21 protein-coding genes are annotated in these 23,472 nt (G+C 68.9%); 13 read left to right on the top strand and 8 right to left on the bottom strand.

The window, feature by feature from the left end:
- Positions 1–115: 115 nt before the first annotated feature.
- From ACSQ4M_RS20330 to ACSQ4M_RS20340, 3 genes are all read left to right on the top strand, one after another.
- Entirely contained in the window at positions 116–817 is a 702-nt protein-coding gene (locus tag ACSQ4M_RS20330) for a pirin family protein (RefSeq protein WP_436191231.1), read from the top strand.
- Between the two features lie 69 nt (positions 818–886).
- Positions 887–1,306, top strand: a complete 420-nt coding sequence (locus ACSQ4M_RS20335) for a DoxX family protein (protein ID WP_436191232.1) — start codon at positions 887–889, stop codon at positions 1,304–1,306.
- Between the two features lie 37 nt (positions 1,307–1,343).
- The gene (locus tag ACSQ4M_RS20340) at positions 1,344–2,222 is read left to right on the top strand and encodes a pirin family protein (RefSeq protein ID WP_436191233.1); all 879 of its coding nucleotides are present in this window, start codon (positions 1,344–1,346) and stop codon (positions 2,220–2,222) included.
- Positions 2,223–2,250: 28 nt separating this feature from the next.
- Here ACSQ4M_RS20340 and ACSQ4M_RS20345 read toward each other — a convergent pair whose 3' ends face one another.
- Together ACSQ4M_RS20345 and ACSQ4M_RS20350 are read right to left on the bottom strand one after the other, a co-directional pair.
- On the bottom strand, positions 2,251–3,093 hold the full coding sequence (locus ACSQ4M_RS20345; RefSeq protein ID WP_436191234.1) for a PhzF family phenazine biosynthesis protein: 843 nt from the start codon (positions 3,091–3,093) through the stop codon (positions 2,251–2,253).
- Positions 3,094–3,144: 51 nt separating this feature from the next.
- Complete coding sequence (locus ACSQ4M_RS20350; RefSeq protein WP_436191235.1) at positions 3,145–3,774, bottom strand: LysE family translocator; 630 nt, start codon at positions 3,772–3,774, stop codon at positions 3,145–3,147.
- A gap of 122 nt (positions 3,775–3,896) precedes the next feature.
- On the opposite strand from ACSQ4M_RS20350, the gene ACSQ4M_RS20355 reads away from it, so the two are divergent.
- Positions 3,897–5,243, top strand: coding sequence for a PLP-dependent aminotransferase family protein (locus ACSQ4M_RS20355; protein WP_436191236.1), 1,347 nt, complete (start codon positions 3,897–3,899; stop codon positions 5,241–5,243).
- A 63-nt stretch (positions 5,244–5,306) separates the two neighbouring features.
- Here ACSQ4M_RS20355 and ACSQ4M_RS20360 read toward each other — a convergent pair whose 3' ends face one another.
- Both ACSQ4M_RS20360 and ACSQ4M_RS20365 read right to left on the bottom strand, forming a co-directional pair.
- Entirely contained in the window at positions 5,307–6,818 is a 1,512-nt protein-coding gene (locus tag ACSQ4M_RS20360; RefSeq protein ID WP_436191237.1) for a tripartite tricarboxylate transporter permease, read from the bottom strand.
- A gap of 25 nt (positions 6,819–6,843) precedes the next feature.
- Entirely contained in the window at positions 6,844–7,329 is a 486-nt protein-coding gene (locus ACSQ4M_RS20365) for a tripartite tricarboxylate transporter TctB family protein (protein ID WP_436191238.1), read from the bottom strand.
- Between the two features lie 245 nt (positions 7,330–7,574).
- Between ACSQ4M_RS20365 and ACSQ4M_RS20370 the strand changes: the two genes are divergently transcribed.
- From ACSQ4M_RS20370 to ACSQ4M_RS20385, 4 genes are all read left to right on the top strand, one after another.
- Positions 7,575–8,078 (top strand): sigma-70 family RNA polymerase sigma factor, encoded by a 504-nt coding sequence (locus tag ACSQ4M_RS20370; RefSeq protein WP_436191239.1) that lies wholly within the window; start codon positions 7,575–7,577, stop codon positions 8,076–8,078.
- On the top strand, positions 8,075–9,073 hold the full coding sequence (locus ACSQ4M_RS20375) for a FecR family protein (protein ID WP_436191240.1): 999 nt from the start codon (positions 8,075–8,077) through the stop codon (positions 9,071–9,073). Before ACSQ4M_RS20370 ends, ACSQ4M_RS20375 begins: the two co-directional genes overlap by 4 nt.
- A 92-nt stretch (positions 9,074–9,165) precedes the next feature.
- Positions 9,166–11,580 (top strand): TonB-dependent siderophore receptor, encoded by a 2,415-nt coding sequence (locus tag ACSQ4M_RS20380; protein WP_436191241.1) that lies wholly within the window; start codon positions 9,166–9,168, stop codon positions 11,578–11,580.
- A 2-nt stretch (positions 11,581–11,582) separates the two neighbouring features.
- Entirely contained in the window at positions 11,583–12,467 is an 885-nt protein-coding gene (locus tag ACSQ4M_RS20385; RefSeq protein ID WP_436191242.1) for an alpha/beta hydrolase, read from the top strand.
- A gap of 4 nt (positions 12,468–12,471) precedes the next feature.
- On the opposite strand, the gene ACSQ4M_RS20390 is transcribed toward ACSQ4M_RS20385, so the two are convergent.
- The 3 genes from ACSQ4M_RS20390 to ACSQ4M_RS20400 are packed head-to-tail and all read right to left on the bottom strand — an operon-like array spanning position 12,472 to position 15,283.
- The gene (locus tag ACSQ4M_RS20390; RefSeq protein WP_436191243.1) at positions 12,472–13,839 is read right to left on the bottom strand and encodes an ATP-binding protein; all 1,368 of its coding nucleotides are present in this window, start codon (positions 13,837–13,839) and stop codon (positions 12,472–12,474) included.
- Positions 13,836–14,525 (bottom strand): response regulator transcription factor, encoded by a 690-nt coding sequence (locus tag ACSQ4M_RS20395; protein ID WP_436191244.1) that lies wholly within the window; start codon positions 14,523–14,525, stop codon positions 13,836–13,838. Before ACSQ4M_RS20395 ends, ACSQ4M_RS20390 begins: the two co-directional genes overlap by 4 nt.
- Positions 14,525–15,283 (bottom strand): sulfurtransferase, encoded by a 759-nt coding sequence (locus ACSQ4M_RS20400; RefSeq protein WP_436191245.1) that lies wholly within the window; start codon positions 15,281–15,283, stop codon positions 14,525–14,527. Before ACSQ4M_RS20400 ends, ACSQ4M_RS20395 begins: the two co-directional genes overlap by 1 nt.
- Positions 15,284–15,316: 33 nt before the next feature.
- On the opposite strand from ACSQ4M_RS20400, the gene ACSQ4M_RS20405 reads away from it, so the two are divergent.
- A complete protein-coding gene (locus tag ACSQ4M_RS20405; protein WP_436191246.1) occupies positions 15,317–15,994 on the top strand; it encodes a DUF599 domain-containing protein in 678 nt (225 codons plus the stop codon).
- Here ACSQ4M_RS20405 and ACSQ4M_RS20410 read toward each other — a convergent pair whose 3' ends face one another.
- The gene (locus ACSQ4M_RS20410; RefSeq protein WP_436191247.1) at positions 15,995–16,381 is read right to left on the bottom strand and encodes a MarR family winged helix-turn-helix transcriptional regulator; all 387 of its coding nucleotides are present in this window, start codon (positions 16,379–16,381) and stop codon (positions 15,995–15,997) included.
- A gap of 119 nt (positions 16,382–16,500) precedes the next feature.
- On the opposite strand from ACSQ4M_RS20410, the gene ACSQ4M_RS20415 reads away from it, so the two are divergent.
- The 4 genes from ACSQ4M_RS20415 to ACSQ4M_RS20430 all read left to right on the top strand — a co-directional run bounded on the left by ACSQ4M_RS20415 (position 16,501) and on the right by ACSQ4M_RS20430 (position 23,434).
- Positions 16,501–17,244 carry a siderophore-interacting protein gene (locus ACSQ4M_RS20415; protein WP_436191248.1) on the top strand — a complete coding sequence of 248 codons (744 nt, stop codon included), beginning with the start codon at positions 16,501–16,503 and terminating at the stop codon, positions 17,242–17,244.
- A gap of 10 nt (positions 17,245–17,254) precedes the next feature.
- The gene (gene dnaE, locus ACSQ4M_RS20420) at positions 17,255–20,776 is read left to right on the top strand and encodes a DNA polymerase III subunit alpha (protein ID WP_436191249.1); all 3,522 of its coding nucleotides are present in this window, start codon (positions 17,255–17,257) and stop codon (positions 20,774–20,776) included.
- A gap of 97 nt (positions 20,777–20,873) precedes the next feature.
- Positions 20,874–22,973: a polyphosphate kinase 1 gene (gene ppk1 / locus ACSQ4M_RS20425; RefSeq protein WP_436191250.1), complete on the top strand. Its 2,100-nt coding sequence runs from the start codon at positions 20,874–20,876 to the stop codon at positions 22,971–22,973.
- Positions 22,973–23,434 carry a SixA phosphatase family protein gene (locus ACSQ4M_RS20430; RefSeq protein WP_436191251.1) on the top strand — a complete coding sequence of 154 codons (462 nt, stop codon included), beginning with the start codon at positions 22,973–22,975 and terminating at the stop codon, positions 23,432–23,434. The genes ppk1 and ACSQ4M_RS20430 overlap by 1 nt, the downstream gene beginning before the upstream one ends.
- Positions 23,435–23,472: the final 38 nt, after the last annotated feature.

Below are 23,472 nucleotides of genomic sequence, written 5' to 3' on the forward strand. Positions count from 1 at the left end.
TCAGTTGGTTTGAATGATGACGCGAATTCACGTGCATTGTCTTTGAATGGCCGACACCTAAAGTTCTGTCCATGCGCTGCTTGTGGCGCACGTCGAGATACCAAAGGAGTCCACCATGCTGACACTGCGCAAATCCGCCGACCGGGGCCACGCCGACCACGGCTGGCTCAAGTCCCACCACAGCTTCTCGTTCGCCGGCTACTACGACCCGGCGCACATGGGCTGGGGCAATCTGCGCGTGATCAACGAAGACCGCGTCGCCCCGGGCAAGGGCTTCGGCACGCACGGCCACCGTGACATGGAGATCATCAGCTACGTGCTGGAGGGCAACCTCGCGCACAAGGACACGCTGGGCAACGTCAAGGGCATCCCGCCCGGCGACGTGCAGCGCATGAGCGCCGGCACCGGCGTGATGCACAGCGAGTTCAACCACGCGCCGGACCAGACCACGCACTTCCTGCAGATCTGGATCGAGCCGGCGAAGAACGGCATCGCGCCGAGCTACGAGCAAAAGCACTTCGACGCCGCCGACAAGCGCGGCCGGCTGCGGCTGGTGGCCTCGCCCGATGGTGCCGACGGCTCGGTCACGGTGCATGCCGATGCCGCGCTGTACGCCGGCCTGTTCGACGGCGCCGAGGCCGCCACGCTGGCGCTGGACCCGGCCCGCAAGGGCTATGTGCACCTGGTGCGCGGCGAGCTGACCGTCAACGGCCAGCGCCTGTCCGGCGGCGACGCGGCGCTGCTGACCGGCGAGTCGGAGTTGCGGCTGGCCGACGGCAAGGATGCCGAGGTGCTGGTGTTCGACCTGGCGGCCTGATACTGCGCAGGCCTGCGCGCCATGGGGGCGCGCGGGCCGTCTTCCCGACCATTCCACAAGGAGTACGACATGAACACCCATTCCATCCCCCCGAGCCCGGCGCAGGACGCGCTGGCCCTGGTCGGCCGCATCCTCGTCGCCGTGCTGTTTATCCCGGCCGGCTTCGGCAAGCTGACCGGCTTCGCCGGCACCGTGGGCTACATCGGCTCGGTCGGCCTGCCGCTGCCGCAGGTGGGCGCGGCGCTGGCCATCGTGGTCGAGCTGGGCCTGGGGCTGGCGCTGCTGGTCGGCTTCAAGACGCGCCTCGCGGCGCTGGTGCTGGCGGTGTTCACGCTGGCAGCCTCGTTCTTCTTCCACAATTACTGGGCGGTGCCGGCCGACAAGGCCATGGTGCAGCAGCTGATGTTCATGAAGAACGTGGCGATCGCGGGTGGCCTGCTGGCGTTCGTGGCCTTCGGTGCCGGGCGCTTCAGCGTGGACCGGCGCTGACTACACTGGCGCGATCCACGATCCAGGGAGCGAACACATGGCCATCGAACTGCTGTTGAACGGACACGACAAGGACCTGGGCGGTGGTTTCGCCGTGCGCCGGCTGCTGCCGGCGGCCAAGCGCCAGGCCGTCGGCCCCTTCCTGTTCTTCGACCACTTCGGCCCGGCCGAGCAGCGGCCCGAGGACAACCACGATGTGCGGCCGCACCCGCACATCGGCCTGGCCACCGTGACCTACCTGTTCGAAGGCGCGATCTTCCACCGCGACAGCCTGGGCTCGGAGCAGGAGATCCAGCCCGGCGCCATCAACTGGATGACGGCCGGGCGCGGCATCGCGCATTCCGAGCGCCGGCCGGCGCGGCTGGCGCAGCAGCCCTATGTGAACCATGGCCTGCAGCTGTGGGCGGCGCTGCCGGAGGAGCATGAGCGCACCGAGCCCAGCTTCGAGCACACGCCGGCCGCGAGCATCCCGGCGCTGGAGGTGGACGGCGTGCAGGTGCGCGTGCTGATCGGCCATGCCTTCGGCAAGGTCTCGCCCGTGACCACGTTTTCCGAGACCGTGTACCTGGACGTGGCGCTCAAGGGCGGCACCAGCTTCGTGCTGCCGCCGCTGGCGCCCGAGCTCGCGGTCTACGCCGTCGACCATGCGCTGACCGTGGACGGCGAGGCGGTGGCACCGCGCCAGCTGGCCGTGCTGCGGCCGGGTGCCGGCGTGGCCATCCACAGCACGGCGCCAGCGCGCGTGGCCGTGATCGGCGGCGCGCCACTGGGCCACCGCCACATGTGGTGGAACTTCGTGGCCAGCCGCAAGGAGAGCATCGTGCAGGCCGCCGACGACTGGGAGGCGGGTCGCTTCGGCCGCGTGCCGGGCGAAAGCGAGTTCATTCCCTTGCCCGAGCGCCGCTTCACGGCCTGAAGGCAGCTGCCGCACGGCCAGCGTGCCGTCAGAGCTGCAACACGCCCTGGACGTGGCTGCGTGTCGCGCCGCCGACCCAGACCTGGCCGGCCTGGTCGCGGCCCAGGTGGATGCGGCCCTGGCGGCCCAGCCGCGTGCCCTGCGCCGCGACGTAGTCGCGCTGTGCCGCGCCGCTGGCGAACAGCCACTGCGCCAGCGAGGCGTTGAGGCTGCCCGTCACGGGGTCCTCGACGATGGCCCCGAGGTGGTCCGAGAAGAAGGCGCGCACCTCGAAGGCCGCGTCTGCGCCCGCGCGGTGCGGGCCGACCACGCCGACGTCGATGCGGTTGGGCCAGCGCCGCGCCGGTTCGAGGGCCAGCACCTGCTCGGCCGAGGCCAGCCGGATGCCCAGCCAGCCGGGCCCGTTGTCGACCCAAGCCGCGTCCAGGACATCGCCGGCACCGATGCCGAGCATCCGCAGGGCCGCGTCGAGCGCCTCCGGCGCGGGCGTGCCGCTGCGGATCAGCGGCGGTGCGGCGAATGCAAGACGGCCGTGGTCGCGCCGGATCGGCACCAGGCCCGCACCGCACTCCTGGATGAAGGGCGCAGCGCCCGCGGACGCGCCCTGCGTGGCCAGCCAGGCGTGGCAGCTGCCGAGCGTGGGGTGGCCGGCAAAAGGCATTTCCCGGTCCAGCGTGAAGATCCGGACCCGGTAGTGCGCCTGCGGCTGCGTGGGCGCCAGCAGGAAGGCGGTCTCCGAGAGGTTGAACCAGCGCGTCAGGCGCTGCATCTCATCGGTGCTGAAGGCATCGGCGCCGGTGACGACGGCCAGCGGATTGCCTGTCAGCGGGCCGGTGCCGAAGACGTCCACGAAATGGATGGTCTGGGTCATGGTGTCGTTCCTTGGGAAGTGGTGCAGGGTGACGATCCGGGAGCCGGCGCCTCAGCTGCGCCAGAACAGCAGTTTCAGCCCGGCAAGCGCGAACACCGCCGAGAGCGTGCCTTCGATCCGGCGCCGCCACCGCGCGTGCAGGGCGGTCATCGAGGCCGTCGAGAAGGCGAGGGCGTAGCCGCCGAACACCAGGATGCCGAGGCCCACACAACCACCCACGATCGCCGGCAAGCCGCCCGACGGGGCATCTGCCTGGACGCCGAGCGAGATGATCGCGGTCCAGGACAGGATGGCCTTGGGGTTGCCGATGTGCATGAGCATGCCCTGGCGGTAGAGCATGCCGTAGCGCAACGGCCCTCTGCCCGTGCGCAGCACCGGCATGGCGCTGGCCGGGCCCACGGCCGACCTGCCCGCGCGAACGGCCAGGTACAGCAGATACGCGCCGCCGGCCATCTTGACGAGCCAGAGCGCCTGGGCATGCGCGGCCAGCAGCGCGGAGACGCCGCTTGCGGCCAGGACCGCCCAGAACAGGGAGCCGCTGACCACGCCGGCCGCCAGCGCGAGCGCGGGGCGGCGGCCGTCACGCATCGCCGTGCCCATGATGGCCATGTTGCTGGGCCCCGGGCTGGCGGTGGCGATGAAGTAGGTTCCGTAGACGACTGCGATCTGGCTGACGGCCATGTTGCTGTGCTCCCTCGACAAGCGCTGCACCCGCACCAGGATTGCAGGCATCGGCGCCGAAGATACACTATTCAATAATTCAAATAGTGTCTCGTGACGCTTGTTTTTCGAGGTTCGCGAACATGCTGCTGCGCTCCCCCTGGACGCCCCGTCTTGCCAGCACTGGCGCGAGCGCCGGCGAGCGGCTGGCGTTGGCGTTGGCCGACGACATCGTCGAAGGGCGCCTCGCCGGTGGCGACCGCCTGCCTGCCCACCGGGAGCTTGCGAAGTCGCTGCAGATCGGCCTGGGCACGGTGACCAAGGCCTATGCCGTCCTCGAACGCAGAGGCCTGACACGCAGCGTCAAAGGCCGCGGGACCTTCGTCGCGATCGACCGGTCGCACCGCGACCGACAGATCGACCTCTCCACCAACGCACCACCGGCCGCGCTCCACGCCCGCGTCCTGGCGCGCACCCTGGCGGCCATCGCCCGCCGGGTCGACGTGGACCACGTCACGCTGTATGCCCCGCCCGGCGGCCACCTGGAACACCGCCGCGTTCTCGCCCGCTGGCTGGAGGCGATCGGGCTGGCCGTCGATCCCGCGCAACTGGTGCTGACCAGCGGCGCACGCCAGGCGCTGTCGGTGGCCTTCGATCTGGCGTGCGGCCGTGCAGGCCTGCTGCTGACCGAGCGGATCACCTACCCCGGCGCGATCGCGCTGGCGCGACGCGCGGGCTACCGGATGCAGGGCGTGGAGATCGATGCCGAGGGAATGGTGCCGCAGGCGCTCGCACAGGCGCTGCGCGCAGCCGGGCCCGCCGGCCCCAGTGCGGTCTACCTCACGCCCACGCTGCACAACCCGACGACGGCCACCATGTCCGCGCCGCGCCGGCAGGCCATCGTGGACATCTGCCGCCGGGCGGGCGCATGGATCGTCGAAGACGCTGTGTATGCGGCCGCGTTCCCCGGCTTGCCCCAGCTGGCAGCGCTGGCACCCGACATCGCACTGCACGTGAATGGGCTGTCCAAATCGCTGGGGCCGGGCCTGCAGATCGGCGTGCTGGCGTTGCCGGCCGGACTGCGCGATGCCGCGCAAGCGCTGTTGCAGGACCTGCCCATGGCCCCTTCGGCGCTCTCCTGCGCCGTGGTCGACGAATGGCTGGCCACCGGTGTGATCGCCACCATCCAGCGGGACCTGCGCCATGAGGCCCAGCGGCGCGCCAGGCTGGCCGCCGCGCTGCTCGGCGCAGACGGTCTCGTCTGGCACCCCGAGGCCTACAACGCCTGGCTGGCCATGCCACGCGATGCCGCCGATGGTGTCGTCTCCGCGGCGGCGGCCATCGGCCTGAAGCTGACGCCGCCACAGGCCATGATGGTGTGCGAGGACGACAGGGCCAGCGGTCTTCGGATCTGCCTGGGCGGCCCCCGCTTCGAAGAACTGACCGAGGCCCTGGGGCACCTGGCGGCGCTGCTGGCGCGGCGCGCCTGAGGCCCGGCCGCGTGGGCGCCGCGCGGTGCGGCATGCGCGGGCTCGGCGCCCAGGGCAGGTCCGTCAGTCCTCGACGAAGGCCTCCTCGCGCTTGGACTTGACCGAGGGCAGCAGCACCACGATCAGCAGCACGGCAGCAATGGCCAGCAGCGAGGCCGACAACGGGCGCGTGACGAACACGCCCCAGTCGCCGCGCGACAGCAGCAGCGCGCGGCGCAGGTTCTCTTCCATCATCGGCCCCAGGATCAGGCCCAGCAGCAGCGGCGCGGGTTCGCAGCCGAGCTTGTGGAACAGGTAGCCGACGATGCCGAAGATGGCGACCATCCAGATCTCGAAGCTGTTGTTGTTCTCCGAGTACACGCCGACCGCGCAGAACAGCACGATGGCCGGGAACAGCCACTTGTACGGAATCGTCAGCAGCTTGATCCAGACGCCGATCAGCGGCAGGTTCAGGATGATCAGCATGGCGTTGCCGATCCACATCGAGGCGATCAGTCCCCAGAACAGCTCGGGGTTGCTGGTCATGACCTGCGGGCCCGGCTGGATGTTGTGGATGGTCATGGCACCGACCATCAGCGCCATCACGGCGTTGGGCGGAATGCCCAGCGTCAGCAGCGGGATGAAGGAGGTCTGCGCACCGGCGTTGTTGGCCGATTCGGGACCGGCCACGCCGCGGATGTTGCCCTGGCCGAACGGCACTTCGCCCGGCTTGAGCTTGGTGCGCTTCTCGATCGTGTAGGACGCGAAGGCCGACAGCAGCGCGCCGCCGCCCGGCAGGATGCCCAGGGCGGAACCCAGCGCGGTGCCGCGCAGCACCGCGGGCGTCATGCGCTTGAAATCTTCCTTGGTCGGCATCAGGCCCGTGACCTTGGCCGTGAAGACCTCGCGCTCAGCTTCGGACTTGCCCAGGTTGGCAATGATCTCGCCGTAGCCGAACACGCCCATGGCGATCGCGATGAAGCTGATGCCGTCGGTCAGTTCCGGGATGTCGAAGCTGTAGCGCGCCACGCCCGAGTTCACGTCGGTGCCGACCAGGCCGAAGGCCAGGCCCAGCAGGATCATGGCAATCGCCTTGAGCAGCGAGCCCGAGGCCAGCACCACGGCACCGATCAGGCCCAGCACCATCAGCGAGAAGTACTCGGCCGGACCGAACTTGAAGGCCACCTCGGTCAGCGGCGGCGCGAAGGCCGCCAGGATCAAGGTGCCCACGCAGCCCGCGAAGAACGAGCCCAGGCCGGCCGCGGCCAGCGCGGGCCCGGCCCGCCCCTTGCGCGCCATCTGGTAGCCGTCGATCACGGTCACGACGGATGAGGCTTCCCCGGGCAGGTTGACCAGGATGGCCGTTGTCGATCCGCCGTACTGCGCACCGTAGTAGATGCCGGCCAGCATGATCAGCGCCGCCACCGGGGGCAGGGCGTAGGTCGCGGGCAGCAGCATGGCGATGGTCGCCACCGGGCCGATGCCGGGCAGCACGCCGATCAGCGTGCCGAGCAGGCAGCCGACGAAGGCATAGGCGAGGTTCTGGAAGGTGAACGCGACGCCGAAGCCGATGGAAAGGTTGTCGATCAGATCCATGGAATGTTCTTGTCGTTGTGGTGGATCAGGCGATGAAGGTCGGCCAGATGGGGAAGTTGAGCTTCAGCGCGAGTTCGAAGGCGACGTAGCTGCCGATGGCCAGCACGGTGGCCAGGATGGCCACGCTCTTCTTGTTGAACTGCTCGCCCGCCATGCTGGCGATGAAGGTCAGCGCGTAGATCGCGACGATCAGGCCCATGGCCGGGATGCCGAAGGAGGGCAGGCCCGCCAGCAGCACGCCGAAGGCCAGGTTGGCGCCGATGATGTAGCACAGCGGCTTCCAGGCGATCTTGCCGATCGGGTCGCCGTCCGCGCCGCCGTGGCGCAGCGCGTTGAGCATGATCAGCGAGCCCAGGATCGCGATCAGCACGCCCACGATCAGCGGAAAGTAGCCCGGTCCCATGCGGGCGGCGTTGCCGACCGTGTAGCTCGTCGCGCCCCAGGCGAACGCGACGCCGAACGCACTGAACATGGCGCCCGAATAAAAGTCTCTCTGGCTCTTGATTCCCAAAATTGCCTCCTGCGTGTGGGGGAACGGCGCCATGGCGGCGCGCGGGGGCGATCGTAGGAATGCGGCTCCTCGCCGTGCATGACGAGAAGATGAACGTTTGGTTAGGTGCGGTGGCCGGTCAGCCGGCGGGCAGTTTCCGGCGCGCGGGATGGGGCAGTTCGATGCCGGCGTGGCGCTGTGGCGCGCGGGCAAAGGCTTGGCGGTAATAATAACGGTTCTCAACAAAACTGACCGTCCACCGTCTTATGCCTGCCGTTGTCCAGGATGTCTCTTTGGCGCAGTTCTACGATGCCCACCACGATTGGCTGCAGGGTTGGCTGCGTCAGCGCCTGGGTTGTCGGCAGGACGCTGCGGACCTGAGCCAGGACACCTTCGTGCAGATCGTCGTGGCGCGCAACGTGGCGCAGATCGAGGAGCCACGCGCCTACCTGGTCACGCTGGCCAAGCGCGTGCTGTACAACTTCTGGCGCCGCCGCGACGTCGAGCGTGCCTACCTCGAGGCGTTGGCCGGGATGCCGCAAGGCTGGGCGCCGTCGGAGGAAGAGCGCGCGCTGGTGCTGGAGGCCTTGCAGCAGGTCGATCAGGTCCTCGGTGCGCTCAAGCCGCGGGTCCGCGAGGTGTTCCTGCTGAACCAGGTGCACGAGCTGAGCTACCGCGAGATCGGCGAACGCCTGGAGATGCCCGTCATCACGGTACGGCGCTACATGACGCAGGCCATGCGGGCCTGCTGGATGGGTGCCTTGTCTTGAGAAACGCCGGTGCTGCCGCCCCGCTCGACGATGCCATCGCCGAGCAGGCCATCGCGTGGATGGTGCTGTTCCAGTCCGGTGAAGCCGGGCCGGAGGACCAGCGCAACTTTGCTGACTGGCGGGCCGGCGATGCACGCCATGCGCAGGCCTGGGAGCGCATGCAGGGCGCCGTTCAGCGCTCCGTCGCGCCGATCCTGCAGATGGAACGCAGCGTCCCGGAGCAATCCCAGGTGGTGAAGCGTGTCCTGCTGCGGCCGCTCGTAGCGACCAGCCGGCGCAGGGTGCTGCGCCAAGGCCTGGGCGTGCTGGCGGTCGGCGTCGCCACCGCTGCGCTGACGGACCGCTTCTGGCCGCTGGACCACCTCATGGCGGACCTGTCCACCGCCACCGGGGAGCGCAAGCGTTTTGAGTTGCCCGACGGCAGCAGCCTGCTGCTGAACGCGCGGTCCGCCGTGGATGTGCACTTCGGCGTTGCGCTGCGCGAGGTGCGCCTGCGCCAGGGCAGCCTTGTCGCGACGGTCGCGGCCGATGCAGCGCGTCCTTTCGTGGTCCGCACCCCGCACGGCGCCGCCCGCGCCCTGGGCACCCGCTTTCTGGTCAGCCTGGAGGACGCGCAGAGCATGGCGCTCGTGCTCGAACACAGCATCCGCATCGACAACACCAGCGGCGAGCTGGTCCTCGCGCAGGGCGAGGCAGCCGTCTACCAGGCCGGACGCATCGAGCGCGTGGCAGGTGATGCCACGGGCCGCGCGGCCTGGGCTAACGGCATGCTGGTGGCCGCCGACCAGCCCTTGGCGGAGGTGATCGCGGCGCTGCGCCCCTACCGACAGGGCATCGTCCGCGTGTCGCCCGAGGCCGCGCGGCTGCGCGTGCTGGGCTCGTTTCCGCTGGACGACACGGACAACATCCTGCGCTCGCTGGAGCAGACCATGCCGCTGCGCATCCGCCGCTTCGGCCCGCTGCTGGTCACCATCGACCTGCGTTCCAGCGCCTGATTCCGAAAAATTTCTTCGCCAAAGTGATCACTTTCGGGTCGCTCGCGTGACCCCTCTCTGGAGAACCATCCCATTCCAAAGAGGAAGTCGTCGTGAAGAAGAAATCCAAGCTGCAACCGCGCGCCCTGGTCATCGCGGTATCGGCCGCCTGTGGCCTGCTGTACATCCCCGGCGCGCTGGCGCAGTCCGGCGCGGCCGCGCCACAGGCGGCCGGCCAGGCCTTTCAGCTGCCCGCCGGGCCGCTGGGCAGCACGCTGCTGCAGATCGCGCAGGCCAGCGGGCAGGCCATCTCCGTGGACCCGGAACTGGTGCGCGGCATCCAGGCGCCGGCGATCCAGGGGAACTTGACAGCGGCCGAGGCCGTGCAGCGGGCCCTTGCCGGCACCGATTTGCAGCTGGTGCGCACCGAGAACGGCACGCTGACGCTCAAGCGCAAGGAGCGCGCCGATACCGCGGCCGCGGCAGCCGGCACCAGCCTGCCGACCGTGACGGTGTCGGGCGGCTACATCCCGCAGACCGCGACCGAAGGCTCCGAGACCTACACCGTGCGCGCCAGCAGCTCGGCGACCAAGCTGGCGCTGAGCCCGCGGGAGACGCCGCAGACCATCTCGGTGACCACGCGCGCGAAGATGGACGACTTCAAGCTCAACACCATCAACGACGTGCTGGCCAGCACCGCTGGCATCACGGCCGAGAAGGCCGAGACCGACCGGACCTACTACACGGCGCGCGGCTTCGACGTCACCAACTTCATCTTCGACGGCGTTGGCATCCCGCTGACCTACAGCGCGCAGGCCGGCGACGTCGACACCGCGATGTTCGACCGCATCGAGGTGCTGCAAGGCGCCAATGGCCTGAGCGTGTCGACCGGCAATCCGTCGGCCACCGTGAACTTTGTGCGCAAGCGGCCCACGCCCGTCTTCCAGGCGTCGGCGGGCCTGACCGTGGGCTCGTGGGACACGCGGCGCATCGACGCCGACATCTCGGCGCCGTTCAACGAGGCCGGCACGCTGGCCGGGCGCCTGGTCGTCGCGCACCAGGAGGGCAATTCCTACCTCGACCGCTACAAGCCCGCCAAGGATCTGGTCTATGGCGTGGTGGAGGCCCAGCTGAGCAACACGACCACCGCCACCGTGGGCTACAGCTACCAGAAGGTCGACGGCAAGGGTGCCCTGTGGGGCGCGCTGCCGCTGGGCAATGCCGACGGCAGCCAGGCCTCCTACCGCGTGGGCACGAGCACCTCGGCCGACTGGTCCTTCTACGACTCCAAGGAGCAGCGCGCCTTCGCCGAGTTGAACCAGCAGCTCGGCGGCGGCTGGCAGTGGAAGACCTCGCTGAACTACGACGTGATCGACAGCGACAGCTCCCTGTTCTATGTCAACGGCGCCTATGACGCCACGACGGGCACCGGCCTCTATGGCTTCCCTTCGGCCACGGTCAGCAGCAACAAGCGGGCCTTCGTCGACAGCAACCTGGTCGGCAAGTACCAACTGCTGGGCCGTGAGCACGATCTGTCGGTCGGGCTGAGCTGGTCGCGCTCCCGGCAGACCGCCTTGAGCAAGAACACCGATTCCGGCGCGGGCGGCTACTACTTCGACATTCCGGTCAGCCAGGCCTTCGGCGGGGCCTTCCCGTTCCCGATCTACGACGGCGACGTGACCACGCAGGCCTACAACGACACGCGCAAGACCGTGTACGCCGCCACGCGGCTGCACCTGCAGGAGCGCACCAAGCTGCTGCTGGGGGTCAACTACACGCAGGCCGACTCCACCGGCTACGCGGAAAGCTCTGCCCATGTGCTGAGCCAGTCGTCCGCCTCGCCCTACGTCGGCCTGGTGGTCGACCTCACGCCCGAGGTCTCTGCCTTCGGCAGCTACACCAAGATCTTCAACCCGCAGTACCAGGCGGACGCCAACCGCCAGACCCTGGCGGCGGCCAAGGGCGAAAGCTACGAACTCGGCTTCAAGGGCGAGTTCTTCGCGCGCCGGCTCAATGCCTCGGCCTCCGTGTTCAGCGCCAAGCAGAACGGGGTGGCCGACTACGCCGGCATGCTGGACGACGGCAACTATTACTACCAAAGCATCAACGCCAAGTCCGAGGGCATCGAGTTCAACCTGAATGGGCAGCTGGCCACCCACTGGCAGGCCAGCGCCGGCTATGTGGTCATGCGCATCAACGACGACGCCGGCAACGCCGTGCGCACCTATGTGCCGCGCCGGCAACTGCGCATGTCGACCACCTACCGCGTGCCGCAGCTCCAGCAGCTCAAGCTCGGCGCGAACCTGCAGGTCCAGAGCCATGTGAGCTACAACGCCGCAGGCACCGCCTACCAGGGCGGCTACGCCGTCGTGGGCCTGATGGCGCGCTACGACTTCAGCAAGAACTGGAGTGCTTCGCTGAACCTGAACAACATCTTCGACAGGAAGTACCTCAACAGCGTTTCGCAGGGTTCGGGCTACTACGCCGCGCCGGCCAACGGCAGCATCACGCTGAACTGGAAGTACTGAACGTGCAAAGAAGATGGATGACGGCGTCCCTGGCCGCCTGCGTGTGGGGCGGCCTGCTCACCAAAACGGCACTCGCGGCCGATGCGCAGAACGCAGCGCCAGTGCAGGGGCCGCGCGTGGACCTGCCGGGCACCCTCAAGCTGCGCGTGCTGGGCGGCCCGCGTGCGGACCGACCCTACGACCTGTGGATCAGCCTGCCTGCCGGAAAGAACAAACCGCAGGACGGGCACCCTGTGCTGTTCATGCTGGACGGCAATGCGCACTTCGGCAGCTTCCATGAAGCCCGCCGCGCGCAGGACGCGTTCGCGGAATACATGGTTGTGGCGGTCGGCTACCCCATCGAGGAAACCCATGATTTCCTGCGGCGCGCCTACGACTACTCGCCGCCCGCACCGCCCGGCACCCAGCCGCCGCAAGGGGGCGACGAGGAGTTCCTGGACACGCTGCAGGACGTGGTGATTCCCGCCATCGCGGGGCGCTGGCACATCGACCGCCGCGCGCTGAGCCTGTTCGGGCACTCGTTCGGTGGCATGTTCGCGCTGCGCACCCTGTACCAGCGGCCCATGCTGTTCACGCACTATGTGGCCGCCAGCCCTACGCTCTGGTGGCGCGACGACTACCTGCTGGAACCGGAGAAGAAGTTCGTGGCGGCCGTGCAGCAGGGGCAGGTCAAGCCCGTCCACCAGAGCCTGCTGCTGATCGTGGGCGACCAGGAACCGCCGCAGGAGATCCAGGACGTGCAGTCGCTGCAGCTGCGGCTGGAGCCGCTGTCGCGCCATGGCTTGCGCACGGCATACCAGCTGCAGCCGGGCGAAGACCACATGTCCTTGCCGATCGCCATCGCGACCAAGGTGCTGCGCCAGGTCTTCACGGCGCGGCGCATCTGACGGTTCAGCCGGCCGGCAGCGTCAGGCGCACGCGCAAGCCGGGCGCGGCGTCCTCGAACACCAGGCTGGCGCGGTGCAACTGGGCGATGGCGCCCACGCTGGCCAGGCCCAGGCCGGTGCCGGGCAGGCGCTCGTCGAGCCGGAAGAAGCGCTGGCCCAGCCGGGCCAATGCCGCGGCCGGCACGCCGGGGCCGTTGTCGCGCACGGTGAGCTCGACCCTGTCGTCCTTGGCGCAAACAGCCACCTCCACGCGTGCGCCCGGCGTCTGCGCGCTGTACTTGAGTGCGTTGTCCACGAGGTTGGCGACGGCGCTGGCCAGCAGGTCGCGGTCGCCCAGCACCTGGGCCGGGTCGTCGCCGACCAGGCGCAGCGTGCAGCCCTGGTCCTCGGCAACAAAGGCGTAGAGCTCGACCACGTCGGCCGCGATGGCCTGCAGCGACTGCAGCGTGAACTGCTGGCGCTGCGCGCCGGCCTCGGCCTCGGCGATCTGCAGCAGCTTGTGGAACACGGTATTGAGCTGCTCGAGCTCGCCGATGGTGGCGGCGCTGGCGGCGCGCAGCGCGGCGGCGTCGCTGCCTTCGCGCTGGGCCTCGTGCAGCCGCGCCAGTGCGCGCGTGAGCGGCGTGCGCAGGTTGTGGGCAATGGTGTCGGAGACATGGCGCACGCCCTGCATGAGGCCTTCGATGCGGTCCAGCATGCGGTTGATGTCGTGCTCCAGCAGCGCGAATTCGTCGTCGCGGTCGGAGGGCTGCACGCGCTCGGCGAGCTGACCGGCAGCGACCTGGGCGGCCGTGCGGCGCAGCGCGCCGATGCGTTGCTCCAGCAGGTCGCGGAACAGGTAGGTGCCGCCGACCACCAGCAGCAGCGCGAGGAAGGTGGCGGCCTTGATGGCATCGCCCACGAGCTCGGCCATCTGCAGCTGCTCGCTGCGGTCGTGGCCGACCACCAGGCGCGAGCCATCGGGCAGCTTGCGCGTGGTCAGGTAGCCGGGCGAGGGGTGGCCGCTGCGCAGCAGGGTCTGCTCCTCGATGTCGCTGCCCGAGGCCGGCGGGTCGGCGAAGCGGTTGCTGCCGGCGATCCGGCGCCCGTCGGCGTCCAGCAGCACCAGCAGTTCGCGGTCGGAGTCTTCGCCGTCGCCCAGCGACTCCTCGATGGCCTGGACCAGCGCTTCGCGCCCGCCCTGGTCGAAGCGCGCCTCGAGCTGCTGCGTGGTGCTGGCGATCTGGCGCAGCGTGCGCTGCTCCAGCAGCACCACGGTGCGGATGTAGAACACCGACAGCGTGATGACCATGATCAGCATGGCCATGCCGGCGAAGGCCAGCGCGAGGCGGAACGCGGCCGAGTTGCGCCAGGGGCGCAGTCCAGCCCTCATGCGCCCGGCTGGGCCGCCAGCTGGTAGCCGGCGCCGCGCACGGTGTGGATCAGCGGCTGGCCGAAGCCATGGTCGATCTTCTTGCGCAGGCGGTTGATGTGCACGTCGATGACGTTGGTTTGCGGATCGAACTGGTAGTCCCAGACCGATTCGAGCAGCATGGTGCGCGTGACGACCTGGCCGGCGTTGGACACCAGGAAGGCCAGCAGCCGGAACTCGCGCGGCTGCAGCGCGATTGGCTGGCCGGCGCGCTCGACGCCGCGCGTCATGAGGTCGATGCGCAGGTCGGCCACCTGCAGGTGGCGCACCTCGGGCGCGCTGCCGGAGCGGCGCACCAGCGCCTCGAGCCGGGCCGCGAGTTCGGAGAAGGCGAAGGGCTTGGTCAGGTAGTCGTCGCCGCCGGCCTTGAGCCCGCGGATCCGCTCGTCGACGGCGGACAGCGCGCTGAGCACGAGCACGGGCGTCTTCTTGCCCAGGCGGCGCAGCGTTGCGAGGATGGCCAGGCCGTCCACGTCACCGGGCAGCATGCGGTCGAGCACGATCACGTCCCAGTTCTCTTCCACCGCGCGGGCCAGGCCGGTCACGCCGTCGCGGCAGTGCACCACGGCATGGCCCAGTTCACGCAGGCCGGTGCCGATGTAGCGGGCGTGCTCGGGCTCGTCCTCGATGACCAGGCAGCGCCACATCAGGCCGCGGCGGAGGGATTGGCCTGCAGGGCGTTGTCCACGGCGCGGCGCTCGTCGAACACGAAGCAGTCGCCGCGGTAGTGCTTGCCGTCGGTTTCCTCGAAGTACTTGAGGATGCCGCCTTCGAGCTGGTAGACATGCGTGAGGCCCGCGGCGCGCATGAGCATGGCGGCCTTCTCGCAGCGGATGCCGCCCGTGCAGTAGCTGACCACGGTCTTGCCTTCGAGCTCGGCCTGGTGCGCGGCCAGCGCGGCCGGGAACTCGCTGAACTTGTCGATCCGCCAGTCGATCGCGTTCTCGAACGCGCCGCAGTCCACCTCGAAGGCGTTGCGCGTGTCCAGCGTGACGACCGGGCGGCCCTCGTCGTCCACGCCCGTGTCGAGCCACCGGCGCACGGTGGCGGCCGGCACGGCGGGGGCGCGGCCACCGTCGGCGCTGAAATCGGGGCGGATCTGCGGCTGGTCCATGCGGATGATCTCGCGCTTGACCTTGACCAGCATCTTGCGGAAAGGCTGGGCCTCGGACCAGCTCTCCTTGGGCGCGATGTCGGCGAAGCGCGCGTCCGCATGCAGCAGCGCCACGAAGGCGCGCACATCGGCCTCGGGGCCCGCCACGAACAGGTTGATGCCTTCCTCGGCCAGCAGCACCGTGCCTTTCAGCTGGCGCTCCGTGGCGCAGGCCAGCAGCTGCTCGCGCAGCTCGGCGGCATCGGGCAGGGGAACGAATTTGTAGGCGGAGATGTTCAGGATGGCAGGCACGGGCGCGATTATCCTTGGGCGATGACCGCGCTCATGTTTCTGCCCTGGTACGACTGGCTGGCCCTGCTGTGGTTCTTCGGCCTGTGGTTCGGCTATGCGCGGTTCTCGGGCAGCACCCAGCAGGCCACGCTGCTGCAGACCACCAACCGCTACCGCCGCTACTGGATGGAGCAGGCCACGGCGCGCGACCCGCGTGTGCTGGACGGCATCATCGTGCAGGGGCTGTCGAGCAGCCCCTCGTTCTTCGCCTCGACCACCATCATCATCATCGGCGGCCTGCTGGCGCTGCTGGGCGCGACCGACAAGGCCTCGGAGTTCGTGCGCGAGATCCCGTTCGCGGTGCGCACCTCGGTGCTGGTGTTCGATCTCAAGGTGATGCTGCTCGCAAGCATCTTCGTGTACGCCTTCTTCCGCTTCACCTGGTCGATGCGGCAGTACACCTTCGCGGCGCTCGTGATCGGCTCCATGCCCGACCCTGGGGACTTCGCGGCCGGCAAGTTCGACCGCAAGCACTTCGCCGACCGCGCCGGCAAGATGCTGGGCATGGCGGCCGAGACCTTCAACGGCGGCGTGCGCGCCTACTACATGTCGTTCGCGGCGACGGCCTGGTTCTTCTCGTCGCTGGCCTTCGCGGTGGCGACGGCCGCGGTGGTCGTGATCCTGTACAGCCGGGAGTTCCGCTCCGAGGTGCTGCACGTGCTGCGTGACTGATCACGCGTCGAGGTTGTCCTGCACGCGGCGCAGCAGCGCGAGCAGCTGGGCTTTCTCTTCCTCCGCCAGACCGACGACCGCCTGGGCTTCCAGCGCCTTGGCCTGCCCGCGCAGCGCGCGCTGGATGGCCTGGCCTTCGGCCGTGAGCTGCAGCCGCACGTTGCGCCGGTCGGCCGCGTCGGCCTCGCCGTGCAGCAGGCCGCGCTCGCGCAGGCCCTTGATGAGCCGGGCCAACTGGGCCTTGTCGCGGCCCGTGTGCTGCACGAGGTCGCTTTGCGTGGCGCCCGGGCGGTGGGCGTAGAAGCCCAGCACCTTGCTTTCCATGTGCGTGAGTTCGTGTTGCCCATGGCGCAAGGCCTGGAACAGCTGCGAGCGGAACTGGTGCATGACCCGGTGCACCAGCTCCAGAACCTCGTCGTCGGCAGGGTTATGGCGGCCTTGACGGTTGACCTTATCAACTGATTCGCGCATGATTGGGGACATTATCAACCATCAACAAGAATCCAATGACTGCTGAAGCCTCTGCACCGCGCCAGGTGCAACGTGTCCGCCACGAAATCAAGCGCCGCGAGCTGCAGGTGGCCCGCGTCGAGACCCTGAGCCCGCAGATGCGCCGCGTGGTGTTCCAGGGTGAGGCCCTGGCCGATTTCGTGAGCGCCTCCTACGACGACCACGTCAAGGTCTTCTTCCCGACGGGCGAGGGCGCCGTGGCGCGCGACTACACGCCGCGCCGTTACGACAACGCGGCACGCGAACTCGCCATCGACTTCGCGCTGCACGGCGACGGCCCGGCGGCCGACTGGGCGCGCCAGGCGCAGGCCGGCGATCCGCTGACCGTGGCCGGCCCGCGCGGCTCCTTCGTCGTGCCGCTGGACTTCGACTGGTATGTGCTGGTCGGCGACGAGACCGCCTTGCCGGCCGTGGCCCGCCGGCTGGAGGAACTGCCGGCCGGCAGCCGCGCCGTCGTGCGCCTGCATGTCGCGGCCGCCGACCGCCCGGCGTTGGCCAGCGCCGCCACGCTGGACCTGCAGTGGGCCGACAGCGACGACGCCTTGCTGGACGCCGTGCGCGCGCTGCAATTGCCTGCCGGCCATGGCTACGCCTGGTGCGCGGCCGAAGCCAGCGTGGCTGCCGCCGCCCGCCGCATCCTGGTGGACGAGAAGGGCCACGACCGCAAGGCCATCCGCGCGGCCTCGTACTGGAAGCGCGGCGCCATCGCCCACCACGAGAACCTGGAGGACGCCTCCTAGAATCCGGTGGATGTTCGTTCACCTGCGCATCCACACCGAGTTCTCCGTCGTCGACGGCACCAACCGCATCGACGAGCTGGTTCCCAAGGCCGCGGCCGACGGCCAGCCCGCACTGGCCATCACCGACCTGAACAACCTGTTCGGGGCCATCAAGTTCTACAAGGCCGCACGCGGCAAGGGCGTCAAGCCCGTCATCGGCGCCGAGGTGCAGATCGAGGGCCTGGGCCAGGACCCGGCTGCCCTCTCGCGCGTGCTGCTGCTGGTGCAGGACCGCCAGGGCTACCTGAACCTGTGCGAACTGCTGGCGCGCGCCTGGACGCAGAACGTGGTCCGCGCCCAGGCGGTCACCAAGCTGGCCTGGCTGCAGGAACTCCATGCCGGGCTGATCTGCCTGTCGGGCGCGCAGGCCGGCCCGGTGGGCCAGGCCTTGGTGCAGGGCGACGCCTCGCGCGCAGGCAGCTTGGCGCTGCAGCTGGCGGGCATCTTCCCGCACCGCTTCTACATCGAGATCCAGCGCGCGGGCCGCCCGGACGACGAGTCGCACGTGGTCGCCGCCGTGGGGCTGGCCGGCCGCTTGAAGCTGCCCGTGGTTGCCACGCACCCGGTGCAGTTCACGGCCGAGGAGGACTACGAGGCGCACGAGGCCCGGACCTGCATCGCCGAGGGCGAGATCCTGGCCAACCAGCGCCGTGTGCGGCGCTTCACGCGCGAGCAGTACTTCAAGACCTCGGCCCAGATGCAGGCGCTGTTCGCCGACGTGCCCTCGGCCCTGGCCAACACGGTGGAGATCGCCCGGCGCTGCAACCTGACGCTGGTGCTGGGCAAGCCGCAACTGCCCAACTTCCCGATTCCGCTGGTCGACGGCAAGCAGATGACGGTGGAGGAGTACTTCCGCCACGTCTCGCACGAGGGCCTGGAAGAGCGCCTGGCCCACCTGTACAAGGACCCCGCCCAACGCGATGCCGAGCGGCCGCGCTACGTGGAGCGGCTGGAGTTCGAGATCAACACCATCCTCAAGATGGGCTTCCCGGGCTACTTCCTGATCGTGGGCGACTTCATCGGCTGGGCCAAGGTCAACGGCTGCCCGGTGGGACCTGGCCGGGGCTCGGGCGCGGGCTCGCTGGTGGCCTATGCGCTGAAGATCACCGACCTGGACCCGCTGCACTACAAGCTGCTGTTCGAGCGCTTCCTGAATCCGGAGCGGGTGTCCATGCCCGACTTTGACATCGATTTCTGCCAGAGCAACCGCGACCGCGTGATCGACTACGTCAAGCAGAAGTACGGCAAGGAGGCCGTGAGCCAGATCGCCACCTTCGGCACCATGGCGGCCAAGGCCGCCATCCGCGACGTGGGCCGGGTGATGGACATGAGCTACACCTTCTGCGACGGCATCTCCAAGCTGGTGCCGGCCAAGCCGGGCATGTCCTACACGCTGGCCTATCCGCCCGAGCCCAAGAAGGACGGCGACAAGAACAACTACGCGCTGGAGCTGGAGCCGCAGCTGTACGAGCGGGTGCGCAACGAGGAGGACGTGAAGAACCTCATCGAGATGGCGCAGGCGCTGGAAGGCATGACCCGCAACATCGGCATGCACGCCGGCGGCGTGCTGATCGCGCCGGGCAAGCTCACCGATTTTTGCCCGCTGTACCAGCAGCCGGGCAGCGACTCGGCAGTGAGCCAGTACGACAAGGACGACGTGGAGGCCATCGGCCTCGTGAAATTCGACTTTCTGGGGCTGGCCACGCTGACCATCCTGGAGATCGCGCGCGAGTTCATCGTCAAGCGCCACAAGGGCCAGGAAAACTTCGACTACGCCAACATCCCGTTGGACGACAAGCCGACCTACCGCTTGTTCCAGGAGGGCAAGACCGAGGCCGTGTTCCAGTTCGAAAGCCGCGGCATGCAGGGCATGCTGCGCGACGCCAAGCCCACGCGCCTGGAAGACCTGATCGCGCTGAACGCCTTGTACCGGCCAGGCCCGATGGACCTGATCCCCAGCTTCGTGAACCGCAAGCACGGCCGTGAGGAGGTGGAGTACCCGCACCCCATGGTGGCCGAGATGCTCAGCGAGACCTACGGCATCATGGTCTACCAGGAGCAGGTGATGCAGACCGCCCAGATCCTGGGCGGCTACTCGCTGGGCGGCGCCGACATGCTGCGCCGCGCCATGGGCAAGAAGAAGGCCGAGGAGATGGCCGAGCACCGCGAGATCTTCCGCAAGGGTGCGGCCAAGAACGACATCTCGCAGGAGAAGGCCGACGAGGTCTTCGACCTGATGGAGAAGTTCGCGGGCTACGGCTTCAACAAGTCGCACGCGGCGGCCTACTCGCTGCTGGCGTACCACACGGGCTGGCTCAAGGTCCACTACACGGCCGAGTTCTTCTGCGCCAACATGACCGTGGAAATGGACGACACCGACAAGCTCAAGGTGTTGTACGAAGACGCGCTCAAGATGGGCCTGACCTTCGAGTTCCCCGATGTGAACCGCGGCCGCCACCGCTTCGAACCGGTCACCGACAAGGTCATCCGCTACGGCCTGGGCGCCATCAAGGGCACGGGCCAGCAGGCCATCGAGGCCATCGTCGCGGCGCGCGAGGAGGGCGGCGCGTTCAAGAGCCTGTACGACTTCTGCCTGCGCGTGGACCGCACCAAGCTGAACAAGCGCACGCTGGAGGCTCTGATCAAGGCCGGCGCCTTCGACAACCTGCAGCGCAACCGCGCTGCGCTGGTGGCGTCCATCGACCAGGCCTTCGCGTTCGCTGCCGTGAGCGCGGCCAATGCCAACCAGCACGGCCTGTTCGACATGGAGGATTCGCATGCGTCCAGCACGCAGGAGCCCGACCTGGTCGAGGCCACGCCCTGGGGCATCAAGGAGCAACTGGTCTACGAGAAGACGGCCATCGGCTTCTACCTCTCGGGACATCTGTTCGACGAAGTCGCGCGCGAGGTGCGCCAGTTCGTCAAGCGCGGCTTGGGCGATCTCATCGACACGCGCGAACCGCAGCTGTTCGCCGGCATCGTGACCGACCTGCGCGTGATCAACGGCCAGCGCGGCAAACTCGCGCTGTTCAAGCTGGACGACAAGTCCGGCGTGATCGATGCGCGGGCCGACGAGGCGCTGATCAACCAGCACAAGGACCAGCTCAAGGACGACGAGATGGTCGTGGTCATGGGCAAGCTGATGCCCGACCGCTTCAGTGGCGGCCTGCAGATGACGGTGCAGCAGGTCTGGGACCTGGCCGGCGCGCGCTGCCGCTTCGGCAAGTTCCTGCGCATCAAGGTGGATCGGACGAACGGCCACAAGCCGCCCGCCATCGGCCAGTTGCTGCAGGACTACCCGGCCAAGACCGAGATGTCCGAGCACGGCGAGCTGCAGCGCGGCCTGCCCCTGCGGCTGTCCATGATGTTCCCCGGTTTCGTGGCCGAAGACGTGGTGCGGCTGGAGGACAGGCGCTGCTTTCCGACCGACGCCGCCTTGGCCGGCCTGCGGGCGCAGGCGCACGAGGGGCAGGCCACCGTGGTTTACGAATGAGGCATGCGGGTGACTGTTTCATGAATGACATCAAATCGTCACGAATGGGCTAGACACTCGGGCTACATTCGCTGCCCTTTTTGAGTGCCCAAGCTCCATGCCTCCTACTTCCGATTCGAGCAAGCCTGAGGCTGCCCCAGCCCCGCTGGCCTTGCTCGACCGCGACCACAGCATCCTGGCCTTCAACGAGCGCGTGTTCGACTGGGCGCGCCGGGAGGACGTGCCGCTGCTGGAACGGCTGCGCTACCTGTGCATCGTGTCGTCCAATCTGGACGAGTTCTTCGAGGTGCGCGCCGCCGCGCACCTGGAGGCGCATGGCGCGCGCGCTGCCGGCAGCATCTACACGCCGGAGTCGTACCGCGCGCTGTCCGAGGCGGCCCACGACCTCGTGACGCGCCAGTACGCGCTGTTCAACGACGTGCTGGCGCCGGCGCTGGCGCGCGAGCAGATCCAGATCCTGTCGCACTCCGAGCGCGATTCGGCTCAGCGTGCCTGGGTGCACCAGTACTTCGAGCGCGAGGTGCGGCCGCTGCTGGTGCCGACCGGGCTGGATCCCGCGCACCCGTTCCCGCTGGTGGCCAATAAGTCGCTGAACTTCATCGTGCAGCTGACCGGCCGCGACGCTTTCGGCCGGGAGAACGACATCGCCATCGTCAAGGTGCCGCGCGTGCTGCCGCGCGTGATCCGCGTGCCCGACAAGCTCTCGGGCGGGCGCACCCTGGCTGTGCTGCTGTCCAGTGTGATCCGGGCCCACCTGTCCGAGCTGTTCCCGGGGCGCCAGGTCGGGCAGTTCTCGCAGTTCCGCGTAACGCGCCATTCCGACCTCGCGGTGGACGAGGAGGAAGTCAACAACCTGCGCACCGCGCTGCGCCAGGGCCTGGAATACCGCCACTACGGCCAGGCCGTGCGGCTGGAGGTCTCGGCCAGCTGCGATGTGCAGCTCGCCGATTTCCTGCTGCAGCAGTTCAAGCTGCCCGAACTGGCGCTGTACCGCGTGCACGGGCCCGTGAACCTGGCGCGGCTGACCCAGCTCGTCGACCTCGTCGACGAACGCCGGCTCATGTTCCCCGAGCACAAGCCGGTCTGGCCGCTGGGCTTCCCGGTCGACGGCTCGCTGTTCGAACGCCTGCGCGAGGGCGACGTGCTGGTGCACCAGCCCTTCGAGAGCTTCGACGCGGTGCTGGCGCTGCTGCGCGAGGCCGTGCACGACCCGGCCGTGCTGGCCATCCGCCAGACCATCTACCGCACCGGCAGCGACCCCGAGCTCATGGGCCTCTTGCGCGAGGCCGTGCGCCGCGGCAAGGAGGTCATGGTGGTGGTGGAGCTCAAGGCCCGCTTCGACGAGGAGGCCAACATCAACTGGGCCGAGATGCTGGAAGGTATCGGCGCACAGGTGGTGTATGGCGTGGTGGGCCTGAAGACCCACGCCAAGATGCTGCTGATCACGCGGCGCGAGGGCCGCAAGCTGCGCCGCTACGGCCATTTGTCCACCGGCAACTACAACCCGCGCACGGCGCGGCTGTACACCGACCTCAGCTACTTCACGGCCGACGACAAGCTCACGACGGACATGGAGCAGGTCTTCGTGCACATCGCCGGCCAGAGCCGGCTGGCCCACATGTCGCGGCTGCTGGTGGCGCCGTTCCACCTCCAAAAGGCCATGCTGGAGAGGGTGGCGGCCGCGGGCGAGGCGGCGGCAGCCGGACAGCCGGCGCGCATCATCGTCAAGACCAACGCGCTGACCGACGAGCAACTGGTGCGGGCCCTGCTCAAGGCCGGCCAGCAGGGCGCGCGCATCGACCTGATCGTGCGCGGCGCCTGCACCCTGCCGGCCCAACTGCCGGGCGTGTCCGACAACATCCGCGTGCGTTCTGTGGTAGGCCGTTTCCTGGAGCACACGCGCGTGTTCTATTTCCGCCAGGGTGCGGAGGAGCAGCTGTTCCTGTCCAGCGCCGACTGGATGAGCCGCAACATGCTGCGCCGCATCGAACTGGCCTGGCCCGTGACCGACCCGCAGCTGCGCCAGCGTGTCATCGACGAATGCCTGGTGCCCTACCTGCACGATGGCTGCGACGCCTGGGCGCTGGGGCCGGACGGCCGCTACACGCGCGCCGAGAACTGCGTCGGTCCCGACGGCCAGCGCCACAGTGCGCAGCTGGCCCTGGCACAACGCTTTGCCTACCCGAGGGGGCTGTGATGGACCTGATCTTCTGGCGCCACGCCGAAGCGCATGAAGAGAGCGCGGACGGCACCGACCTGGCCCGCGAGCTGACACCGCGTGGCCACAAGCAGGCCAGCCGTGTCGCGAACTGGCTGGACCGCCAGCTGCCCGATGGCGCCCGCGTCATCTGCAGCCCGGCGCAGCGCGCGCTGCAGACCGCCGATGCGCTGGGCCGCAAGTACAAGGTGCGGCCCGAGATCGCGCCAGATGCGTCCGCCCAGGCCCTGCTGGACACCGTCCAGTGGCCGGGCGGCAAGGGCGTGGTCGTGGTCGTCGGCCACCAGCCCACGCTGGGCCAGGCCGTGGCCCAGCTGCTGCAGGCGCAGGTCGCCGAAATGCCCATCCGCAAGGGCGCGGTCTGGTGGCTGCGCACCCGCGAACGCGACGGCCAGCGCCAAACCGTCGTCGTCGCCGTTCAGGCCCCCGAGACCGTCTGACCGTCCTTCACGCCCGCCCGCCGGGTCGTGAAATCCTC

Source organism: Pseudorhodoferax sp. LjRoot39, assembly GCF_964253035.1.
In the GTDB taxonomy this organism is placed as follows: Bacteria; Pseudomonadota; Gammaproteobacteria; order Burkholderiales; family Burkholderiaceae_C; genus Pseudorhodoferax.